Annotated in this window: 10 protein-coding genes; 7 read left to right on the top strand and 3 right to left on the bottom strand. The window is 69.6% G+C overall.

The window, feature by feature from the left end; translation table 11 throughout:
• Positions 1–11: 11 nt before the first annotated feature.
• Positions 12–1,505: a DUF7405 family protein gene (locus KUTG_RS13440; protein WP_052394430.1), complete on the bottom strand. Its 1,494-nt coding sequence runs from the start codon at positions 1,503–1,505 to the stop codon at positions 12–14.
• Between the two features lie 261 nt (positions 1,506–1,766).
• On the opposite strand from KUTG_RS13440, the gene KUTG_RS13435 reads away from it, so the two are divergent.
• The 4 genes from KUTG_RS13435 (at position 1,767) to KUTG_RS13420 (ending at position 5,452) form a co-directional block, all read left to right on the top strand.
• Positions 1,767–2,351, top strand: coding sequence for a maleylpyruvate isomerase mycothiol-dependent enzyme family protein (locus KUTG_RS13435; protein WP_043729218.1), 585 nt, complete (start codon positions 1,767–1,769; stop codon positions 2,349–2,351).
• Positions 2,352–2,447: 96 nt separating this feature from the next.
• Positions 2,448–3,656 carry an FGGY family carbohydrate kinase gene (locus tag KUTG_RS53385; RefSeq protein WP_052394429.1) on the top strand — a complete coding sequence of 403 codons (1,209 nt, stop codon included), beginning with the start codon at positions 2,448–2,450 and terminating at the stop codon, positions 3,654–3,656.
• Positions 3,657–3,700: 44 nt separating this feature from the next.
• Positions 3,701–4,189 carry a GtrA family protein gene (locus KUTG_RS13425; protein ID WP_043717147.1) on the top strand — a complete coding sequence of 163 codons (489 nt, stop codon included), beginning with the start codon at positions 3,701–3,703 and terminating at the stop codon, positions 4,187–4,189.
• A gap of 78 nt (positions 4,190–4,267) precedes the next feature.
• Positions 4,268–5,452, top strand: coding sequence for an alginate lyase family protein (locus tag KUTG_RS13420; protein WP_043717146.1), 1,185 nt, complete (start codon positions 4,268–4,270; stop codon positions 5,450–5,452).
• A 148-nt stretch (positions 5,453–5,600) separates the two neighbouring features.
• Here the strand turns inward: KUTG_RS13420 and KUTG_RS13415 are convergent, their stop codons facing one another.
• Positions 5,601–6,122, bottom strand: a complete 522-nt coding sequence (locus KUTG_RS13415) for a hypothetical protein (RefSeq protein ID WP_043717145.1) — start codon at positions 6,120–6,122, stop codon at positions 5,601–5,603.
• A gap of 115 nt (positions 6,123–6,237) precedes the next feature.
• On the opposite strand from KUTG_RS13415, the gene KUTG_RS13410 reads away from it, so the two are divergent.
• A complete protein-coding gene (locus tag KUTG_RS13410) occupies positions 6,238–6,987 on the top strand; it encodes a class I SAM-dependent methyltransferase (protein WP_043729214.1) in 750 nt (249 codons plus the stop codon).
• Positions 6,988–7,488: 501 nt separating this feature from the next.
• A complete protein-coding gene (locus KUTG_RS13405) occupies positions 7,489–7,797 on the top strand; it encodes a hypothetical protein (protein WP_052394428.1) in 309 nt (102 codons plus the stop codon).
• Here KUTG_RS13405 and KUTG_RS13400 read toward each other — a convergent pair.
• Positions 7,794–8,630 (bottom strand): patatin-like phospholipase family protein, encoded by an 837-nt coding sequence (locus tag KUTG_RS13400; protein WP_043717144.1) that lies wholly within the window; start codon positions 8,628–8,630, stop codon positions 7,794–7,796. The two genes, KUTG_RS13405 and KUTG_RS13400, sit on opposite strands and share 4 nt — an antisense overlap.
• A gap of 85 nt (positions 8,631–8,715) precedes the next feature.
• Between KUTG_RS13400 and KUTG_RS13395 the strand changes: the two genes are divergently transcribed.
• Positions 8,716–9,570, top strand: a complete 855-nt coding sequence (locus KUTG_RS13395) for an AraC family transcriptional regulator (RefSeq protein WP_043717143.1) — start codon at positions 8,716–8,718, stop codon at positions 9,568–9,570.
• Positions 9,571–9,576 lie beyond the last annotated feature (6 nt).

Genomic DNA, 9,576 nt, shown 5'->3' with positions numbered 1-9,576 from the left:
CCGTCTCGGCGTCAGAGGAACTCGACCAGTGGGAACGCACGGTGGCGGCGCGGTGGGATCAGGAAGTTCTGCCGCCGGGTCGACGTGATGAACCGCTCCAGCCCGTGGTCCTCCTCCTCGAGGTCGTACTTCTCCAGCAGGTCGACGGCCGACTGGTTGGACCGCATCGTGGCGAAGAAGTCCGCGCTGGGGAAGAAGCCGGAGAACTGCAGCTTCGGCGTGTTGCGGCCGGTGGTGGTGTCCATGGCGTCGAAGCCGGGGCCGTCGATGCGCTGGTGGATCGGCCGTCCGTCGGCGGTGCGGCCGGAGCGCTGCAACGACGACAGGTGCCCGATCCGCTGGAACTGCTGTGCGCTGCGCTCGGCGTAGTCGGCCCCGTGGAACTGGTTGGGCAGCACGGCTCCCCGCATGTCCAGGTTGGTCGGACCGCCGCCGTTGAAGAACGGGTCGTCCGGGTTCTGCTCGACGACCGGCGGCGAGTGGAACATGTACTGCACGCGCTCGTCGAACGGCTCGCGGTGGTCGGCGTCGGGCTCGTCGGCGTTGTTGCCGTTGAGGTAGAACTGCTCCAGGTCCATCAGGTTGTGCGACAGGTGCTGCACGGAGCCGTTGTCGAAGTACGCCCCGGCCTTGGCGTTGCTCAGGTGTATGCCGCCGCCGCCCACGAAGGTCACGTTCTGCGCGGGCGCGCTCGCGTCGACCTGCTGGTCGAGGAAGCCCATCCACATCGACGAGTCCGAGTTGACGAACGACTGGTACTTGAAGCCCGCGTTGGCCGCGACGTAGCGGGGCAGCCCGATCTGCACGAACATCGCCCGCGACGAGGTGATCCGCATGCCGGCGTCGAACCGGGGCGAGGCGATGGACCGGCCGACCAGCTTGTTGCTGCCGGACAGCCAGTTCACCACGTCCGCCACGTACGACGGGTCGTCGCCGCGGACGGTGAACAGGACGTCGTTGTTCTCCAACCGCAGGGGCACGTTGAATTCCGGCCGGCGCAGCTCCAACACGTGCGCGCCGGGGGCGACGTCGGTGGGGGAGGCCACCGCTCGTTTCAGCACGGGTTGGTTGCCGGACAGGGTGCGCGGCATGGTGGCGTCGACCAGACTCCCCGGCAGCCGGGCGAAGTAGTTGTCGCTGTAGGACACATGCGTGAAAACGCCGCCCGGCGCGTACGGGTAGTTCGACTCGATCGTGCGCAGCGCCGATTCCATCCGCGACTGGTCGGCGCGGGACGGGGTACGTGGCAGCGTGGCGGTGAGAAAAACCGTGTGCACCGGCGGCATGCCGACCGGAATGCCGTCGTAGGTCACGGCCGGCGGCATGAACGGGCCCAGGTCGAACTGCACGTCCGGAAACGGTGTCGCGGGGTCGGCCAGCGCCAGCCGCTGCGGGACGATCGCGCCGTCCTGGAGCAGTGCCAGCGTGCCGACCGCGCCGGTGATCGCCCCCGCGGTGCGCAGCAGGGAACGCCTCGAAACGGGTTTGCCTAGTATCGGAGCCATCGGCGTCGCCTGCGCCGCGGATCTCGGGTGGCGCATGGGACAACGGGCGGGAGCGATTTCTTCTGGCACAGGGAAACCTCCGTGAAGGAGTGTGAGAACACATACTTCCCGGTTGTGGAAACGGGGCGGGAAATTGCACCGCCGAGTCTACGCCCGCGGCAGTGGCGGACAAACGCCCGAAAGGCCCGTCGAATGCGTCCGTTCAGGCTGGCGGCAATTACTTAGGAACAGGTTCTGGAATACCTAGGTATTGTGTCGGTCATGCCCGTCACCGCCGAAGACCTTGACGCCGCGGCCGCTTCGCTGAACGCCGCCCTGGAGCCCGTCGTCGACCGGGACTGGTCCACCGTGACCGGCACCGGCGACCTGAACGCCTTTCGCACCGCGGAGCACGTCGGCGACTGCCTGCTCGCCTACGCGGCTCAGCTGCTCACCCGCGTGACCGACCACTACGTCCGCTACGAGACGGCGCTGCTGCCCGACGCCACCGCCGCCGACGGCCTGGACTTCATCGTCACCAGTGCGGGCCTCCTCGCGGCCATCGTGCACCGGCTCGGTCCCGACGCCCGCGGCTGGCATCCGTCGGGCATCTCCGACCCGGAGGGCTTCGCCGGCATGGGCGTGGTCGAGATTCTCGTGCACGGCGAGGACATGGCCCGCGGGCTCGGCGTGCGGCTCGATCCGCCGGCCGACGTGTGCGCGCGGGCGCTGGAACGGATGTTTCCGGACGTCACCGTGGACGCCGAGCCGTGGACGGCGCTGCTCTGGGCCACGGACCGCGTCGAGTTGCCGGGACGGCCGAACCAGGCAGGCTGGCGGTGGCGCGGCGCGCCTGCCGGGGAGTGACCCGGACAGTTCGCCCATGGCTGTCAACTCGTCCACTACGCAGCGTAGAAGACCGCCATGATGGGGAGTGCAGCGAGCGACTCGGGAGGTGCGTCGATGGCGGCAGGTGCGGTCTTCGGGGTCGAGGTCGGCGCCGAGTCGGTCCGGGTGGCCGTGCTCGGCGACGGGCTGGCCGTGCTCGACCACGTGCAGCTGCGCTATCCACGCGGCACGCTCGATCCGTACGCGGCGCTGGACGTAGTGTTCGCGGCGATCGACCGCTGCGTGCAGCTGTGCGCGACCAGACACCTGTCGGTGCGCGGCATGGCGCTGGCCGGCTCCGGCGACACCCTGGTCGGCCTGGACGAGCTGGACCGGCCGATGACGCCGGTGTTCACCGGGCCGGATCCGCAGACCAGCGCGCTGGCCCGCCGGATCGGGTCCACGCTGCGTCACGCCACCGGCGCCGCCCCGCACGGCGGATCGCCGCTGGTCCGGCTGGCGTGGTTCGCCGAGCACGGGCCCGACCTGCTCACCCGTGTCGCCCGTTGGTGTGAACTCAAGGATTTTGTGCTCTCCCGGCTGACCGCCCGCGTGCTCGCCGACACCTCGTGCGCCTCGGCCGGCGGCCTGCTGGCCGTCGCCGAGCCCGAGTGGTCCTCCAAGGCGCTCGAACTGGCCGGCATCGGCGCCGCCCAGCTGCCGCCGCTGGTAGACCCCACGTCCCAGGTCCCGCTCGTCACGGAGGCGGCTCAGCTGCTGGCGCTGCCGGCCCTCCTGCCGCTGGTCGTCGGTGCCGCCGGGCTGCCGCTAGCTGCACTAGGCATGGGCGTGACGGCCCCCGGCACGGCGGCGCTGTGGCTGGGCTCGCGGCTGGTGCTGGTGGTGCTGAGCCGTCAGCCCGTGGCCGATGAGGTGCTGTTCACGCAGCGCCTCGCCGACGGCATGTGGGCCGTGGGCGTCGACCTGACCGACGGCCACACGCCGCCGGCCGTGCGCATCGACGGCCTCGGGCGGCTGCTCGTGGCCGCCGGGGAGGCGTTGACCGCCGCCGGCGCACGGATCGACCGCGTGCGGGTCGACCCGGCCGTGCTGAAGGTGCCCATGGCGGCCGAGATCGTCGCCGCCGCGCTGGGCGTGCCGGTGGAGATCGCCCCCGACGAGCCGCCGGCCGCCGTCGGCGCCGCCCTGCTCGCCGCCCGTACCCTTGGTCTGGCGGCCGGCATCGAAGAGGCGGCCCGAACTCGTCACCCGGTGCGGACCGTGGCGCCGGATCCGCTGCTCAGCGCGGCCGACATGGAGCGGATGAGCGGGTCCAGCCGCTGAACCTTTGGCGAACCCCCGGCGGCGAGGGCCGCGGACTTGGCAGGATGGACAGCGTGCCGACACAGACCACCCCGCCTCAGACGCGCGCGGAGCGCTTCGGGACCTGGCTCACCTCGTGGGCGACCAGGCTGCCGAAGTGGCTGCGTTTCCTCACGCCCGAGTTCGTGGGGTTCGCGATCCTCGGCAGCTTCACGTTCCTCATCGACATGGGCATCCTGGCGCTGCTGAAGACCCAGACCGATCTGCCGCTGCCGGTCGACGTGGCCATCGGCTATCTCGCCGCCTTCGGCCTCAACTACACGCTCAACCGCACCGTGAACTTCAAGTCGCACGCCCCGGTCGGCGGCCAGGTCGCGAAGTTCACCGTGATCACCCTGCTCGATCTCGGGTTCACCACGCTGGTCACCACCGGGCTGGCCGCGGCCGGTGTCTCCTTCGCCGTGGCCCGGGTCGGGGCGGCCTGTTGCGTGGGCCTGTTCACATATGTGGGCGCTCGCTTCTGGGTTTTCCGGAAAGAGAATAGGAAAGATTGACACAAGTGGTCTGGACCTCTAAGACTGACATTCCCCTGCTAGTACTCGGTCAGGCACCGCCGCCATCCGAGGAGTGTCATGTCGAAACGAGTGTCCACATCCCTGCTCGTGGTTGCATCGGTGCTCGCGTCCCTGCTGGTCGTCGGATCCGTTAGCCAGCAAGCGGGTGCGGCCCCGGCCGCGTTCGTCCATCCCGGCGTTCTGGTCAGCCGTGCTCAACTCGACTACGTGCGGTCCCAGGTCAATGCCGGCGCGCAGCCGCAGACCTCGGCGTACCAGGCGATGATGCGGGACGGACTGTTGTCGCAGAGCCGGACCGCCCATCCCCGTTCGGTCGTGGAATGCGGGCCGTACTCGCAGCCCAACAACGGCTGCACCGACGAGCGCCAGGACGCGCTCGCGGCCTACGGAAACGCGTTGGCCTGGTACGTCACCCAGAACGCCGCGTACGCCAAGAAGGCGATCTCCCTGATGGACGCCTGGTCCGCGGTGATCACCAATCACACCAACAGCAACGCCCCGCTTCAGACCGGCTGGGCCGGCTCGGTGTGGCCGCGCGCGGCGGAGATCATCCGCTACACCTACAGCGGCGGCTGGGCCAACATGGCGCGGTTCCAGACGATGCTGCGCACCGTGTACCTGCCGACGCTGCTCAAGGGCAGTCAGAGCAACGGAAACTGGGAACTGACCATGATGGAGGCCGCGGTCGGCATCTCGGTCTTCCTCGACGACAAGGTCTCCTACGACAAGGCCATGGCCAAGTACATGCTGCGCGTGCCGGCCTACGTGTACCTGACGACCGACGGCGCCCTGCCCAAGACCGTGCCCGGCGGGCCGTCCGGCAGCTCCGCGATCATCAGCTACTGGCAGGGCCAGAGCACCTTCGTCAACGGTCTGACCCAGGAGACCTGCCGGGACTTCGTGCACACCGGCTACGGCATCGCGTCCATCTCGGACGTCGCCGAGACCTCCCGGATCCAGGGCACCGACCTGTACACCGGCGACATCGGCACCCGCCTGCGCTACGCGCTGGGCTTCCAGGCCCAGTACGAGCTCGGCGCGGCCGTCCCGTCCTGGCTGTGCGGCGGCCACGTCAACAAGGGCCTCGGCCCGGTGACCGAGGTCGGCTACAACGCCCTGGGCAACCGGCTGGGCAACGTCATGTCCAACACCAAGACGTTGGTCACCAACAACCGTCCCGCCGGGGACAACATCCTGTTCGTCGCCTGGGAGACCCTGACCCACGGCGACCAGCCCAACTAGCGAATCGCACGGAAGGACGAGCTCGGGCCGGCCGAACGCATAAACTAGAAGGCATCCCGCGCGAACGAGATGGAATGTTGGCGTGGTAGAGCAACTGCCTCGGTCATAACTTTTTCTGCAAGTACAGGTGCGACTCTCACTTGTGGGCCTAGCGGGCCGGCACCGGCGGGGCGCCGCCACCGGGCGCGGCCGGCGTCGGCGTGGTGGGCTTGGTGGGCTTCGTCGGGGCGCTCGGGTCGCTCGGGTCCGTCGGCTTGGTCGGCGACGCGCCGGCTCCGCCGAGGATCGACTGCAGCAGCTGCTTGATCTGGTCCATCAGCTTCTGGATCATCTGCTTGATCGAGTCGAAGATGTCGTCCTTCTGTGCCAACGCGGTCCGCAGGTCGGCGTTCTGTTGCTCGGCGGCGGCCAGCGGATCGGCGGCGGATCGTGGCGCGAGGCCGCGGTCGAGATCCTGGTGCACGGCCGCGAGCACCGGGACCAGGTCGTCGGACGCGGACCGCACGGCGGCGACGTCCTGGTTGCGGGACGCGGTGTCGAGACGGGCCTGGATCTGCGTGAGCTGTTCGGCGGTCGTGTGGTTGTCGGCGGGTGCTGCGGTGGCGGCGGCGAAGCCGATGGCGACGAACACCGCGCCGGCCAGCACGCCCGCGCAAAGCTGCTTGAACACGGTTGACCTCCCAGTCGCTGTTTCCCGCTGATCGGGGTACCCGCCCGCAGTCCACTTCGGCCGAACTCCACCCGATCGTGGAAAACGGCTTGCCCGGCATGTGAGGCTGGAGGGCGTGGCCACTTTCGATGAGCTCGTCGCCGAGGGCGCGTCGGCGCCGGTGGACGGCTGGGACTTCTCCTGGTTCGAGGGCCGGGCGACCGAACAGCGCCCCTCCTGGGGTTATGCCGGGCTGATCGCCTCTCGAATGGCCGCCGTGGAGTCCGTTGTGGACGTTCAGACCGGCGGCGGCGAGGTGCTCAACACGGTCACGAAACTGCCCCCGCGCACCGCCGCCACCGAGGGCTGGCCGCCCAGCCTCGCGGTCGCCCGGAGGCTGCTGGAGCCTCGTGGCGTCGAGGTGGTCGAGGCCGGCAACCTGGATCCGCTGCCGTTCGAGGATTCCTCATTCGAGTTGGTGGTCAGCCGGCACCCGGCCGAGATCCGCTGGGACGAGATCGCCCGTGTGCTGCGTCCCGGTGGCTCCTATCTGTCGCAGCAGGTCGGCTCCGGCTCCATGCACGACTTGTCCCAGTCCATGATGGGTCCGTTGGAGATCGACGACTCCCGTGATCCGGAGCTGGCCGCTCACCAGGCCGCCGAGGTGGGGCTGGAGCTGGTCACGCTCAAGCCGGAGTCGCTGCGGGCCGAGTTCCACGACATCGCCGCCGTGGTCGTCTTCCTGCGCAAGGTGATCTGGATCGTGCCGGGATTCACCGTGGACGGCTACCTGCCGCAGCTGCGGGCCCTGCACGAGCGGATCGAGTCCGAAGGCCCGTTCGTCGCCCACACCAAGCGTTTCCTCATCGAGGTCCGCAAGCCGTGAACGGCCTGGCCGAGTCTCGCGCTCGTTACGAGGCGGAGCTGGCGCCCAAGCTGCACGGCGTCCCGCACGCCGCCGCCCGCATCGGCCACGGCTCCGAGGTCCTGGGTTTCGACACCGTGTTTTTGCCGCGCGTTCCGCGCGCGGGGCTCGGCCACTCTAAGCCGGTGCCTTCGCTTGCCAGATTTCGACCGCCGCGTCGGCTTGAGTGGTGGGGCACGCCGGGTGGCGGCGATCGAAATCTGCCAACCACTCCAGGCACCGGCGTGGCCTCGCGGCTGGCTGGCGGCCGATGGATTCGGCGTCAGGCAACAGCAGACTGAAGGCGGCGTGGCCATGCGGTCAATCTCTGTTCGGACCGCATACACCTGCATCATGGCAGGATCTGGCTTGCCACAGGCCAGGTTCGGGACGTAATGCGGCTCTGCTAGCCGCTATGCCCCGTACAGCAAGTGGTTCGGCAGCGCCTTCGCCCAGTTACCTTGCGCGGCAACGCTGACGCCCATGCTGCGGGGTGCCCTCGCCGCCACGGAATGGAACGCCCGCGAGGAGCACCTGGCCGCCGCCTACCGAACCGTCGCGGCGATGCACAACGGACTCGGCCTCACCGAGCCCGTCGACCCCGCCACCCGGCCGTACCACACGCGGCCCTACCAGGTGCTGCACGCCGAACGCTTCGCCGACGCCCTCTTCGCCACGATCACCGATCCGGAGGTCCGCCGGCTTCCCTTGTACGGCAACGCCGATCAGGCCTTCGACAGCACGGATGCGTTGTCCTCACGTGACAACGCCCGCGCCCTCTATCGAACCTAGTTCCACCAGGCCAGGAGATCCGCGGCCAGGTCGCGGGCCTGACTCGTGCCGGCGGCCACCCCGGCGTCGATGAAGCGCGGGTTGAGCATGTCGGCCGGCGAGTCGGTGAAGGGTGTCGCGGTGATGACCCGGACCCGGTGCCCGAGCTCGGTCAGGATGGCCTCCTCGTGCCGGACGCGATCGGATGCCATGGGAGACACCACAAGCACGCGGCCCGGGGCGATGTCGACCAGGTCGGCATTGGTGCCGGAACGCACGCCGCCGTCGACCCAGACCGAGCCGGCCACCTCGACCGGCGGCGCGGCGCCTGGTGCGGCCGTGGAGCAAGAAACACCGACTGTCAAAGGGATAGCGTCCTTCGCCGACCACACCCTGGCCTCGCCGGTGTTGGCGTCCACCGCGGCCATGCCGAGCTGCGACGGCCACGGGCCCTTGGGCAGCATCGGCTTCCACATCAACTTGGCGTCGAGCACGGAAATCGGTGGTATCGCGGCGATCGCGGCCTGGCCGACACGTCGCGCCGACTCGGGGTCCACCTTCTCGAAGCCCAGCTTCTGCCGGATGCCCGGGTCGAAAGCGGTGGTACGGGAGGCGGCGTTGCGCGCATGCCACTGGGCCCGCTCACGCATCAGGTTCGGCACGGTCGCGACGCCGTCCGGCTCCATGGTCAGCCAGGCCCCGACCACCGAGCCGGCCGAGGTGCCCAGCACGACATCGGACTCGCCCAACCGCACGCCGTTGGCCACCAGCTCGTGTACCAGGGCCGCCATCCAGGACGCCCCCACCGGCCCGCCGCCACCCAGGACGAGTGCGGTCTGCTCACTGTTGCTCATCGCCACGATCCTGTCCTTTTTCGGTCGAACAAGGTTCAGGTTAGGCTGGTGGACAGGCCGGGAGCTGGTCCATCGGAGACACGATATGACGAAAAACGGACAGCAGTCGATCACCGCGTTGCCCTACCGGGCGGGCGTCGGCGTGCCGCCCGGCGTCGAGGTCATCGACTTCCGCGACCTGACGGCCCGGGCCTCCGGGCACGGCGTCGACCCGTACGGCCGGCAACGGCCGGAGTTCCACAAGCTGATCGCCGTGCGGTCCGGGACGCTGCGCTGCTCGCTGGACTTCACCGAGCACGAGCTGGGCCCCGGCAGCTGGCTGTGGGCCCGGCCGGGGCAGGTGCACCGCTACGACTCCGACCTCGCCGCCGCCGACGGGCGGATCATCGTGTTCCTGCCCAACTTCCTCGACCGCACCACGGCCGAGATCGCCCGCGTCGACCGCGTGCACCGGCAGCCGACCGCCGGCAGCGACACCCTGTGGCCGGTGCTGGACCTGCTGGAGGACGCCTACGCCCAGTGGGGCCAACAGCCGTCCGAGCTCCAGGTGGAGCTGCTGCGGCATCTGCTGGCCGTGCTGGTGCTGCGGCTGGCCGCCGAGCACGGCATCGAGCAGGAGCCGATCGAGGGCGACGCGTTCCCACGCTTCCAGGCCTCCGTCGAGCAGGGCTTCGCCCGCAGCCACCGGGTCGTCGACTACGCCGCGCAGCTCGGCTACAGCGTGCGCACCCTGACCCGGGCCAGCCAGGCGGCGGTCGGGGTCGGGGCCAAGCGCTTCATCGACGACCGGATCCTGTTGGAGGCCAAGCGCCTGCTCATCCACACCGACCTGACCGCGGCCTCCATCGGCGTCCGTATCGGCTTCACCCGGGCCACGGCGTTCACGAAGTTCTTCCGCCAGCACACAGGCCGGACGCCGAGCGAATTCCGCGCGCCTTAGGGACGG

The sequence above is a fragment of the Kutzneria sp. 744 genome (assembly GCF_000568255.1).
Classification (GTDB): domain Bacteria; phylum Actinomycetota; class Actinomycetes; order Mycobacteriales; family Pseudonocardiaceae; genus Kutzneria.
This window is presented reverse-complemented; position numbering and strand designations above follow the sequence as displayed.

Coding starts and splice junctions, on each gene's coding strand:
- KUTG_RS13425 (WP_043717147.1), top strand. CDS start 3,701: ATGGACAGCGTGCCGACACAGACCACCCCGCCTCAGACGCGCGCGGAG.
- KUTG_RS13400 (WP_043717144.1), bottom strand. CDS start 8,630: ATGAGCAACAGTGAGCAGACCGCACTCGTCCTGGGTGGCGGCGGGCCG.
- KUTG_RS13405 (WP_052394428.1), top strand. CDS start 7,489: ATGCTGCGGGGTGCCCTCGCCGCCACGGAATGGAACGCCCGCGAGGAG.
- KUTG_RS13395 (WP_043717143.1), top strand. CDS start 8,716: ATGACGAAAAACGGACAGCAGTCGATCACCGCGTTGCCCTACCGGGCG.
- KUTG_RS13440 (WP_052394430.1), bottom strand. CDS start 1,505: ATGGCTCCGATACTAGGCAAACCCGTTTCGAGGCGTTCCCTGCTGCGC.
- KUTG_RS53385 (WP_052394429.1), top strand. CDS start 2,448: ATGGCGGCAGGTGCGGTCTTCGGGGTCGAGGTCGGCGCCGAGTCGGTC.
- KUTG_RS13435 (WP_043729218.1), top strand. CDS start 1,767: ATGCCCGTCACCGCCGAAGACCTTGACGCCGCGGCCGCTTCGCTGAAC.
- KUTG_RS13420 (WP_043717146.1), top strand. CDS start 4,268: ATGTCGAAACGAGTGTCCACATCCCTGCTCGTGGTTGCATCGGTGCTC.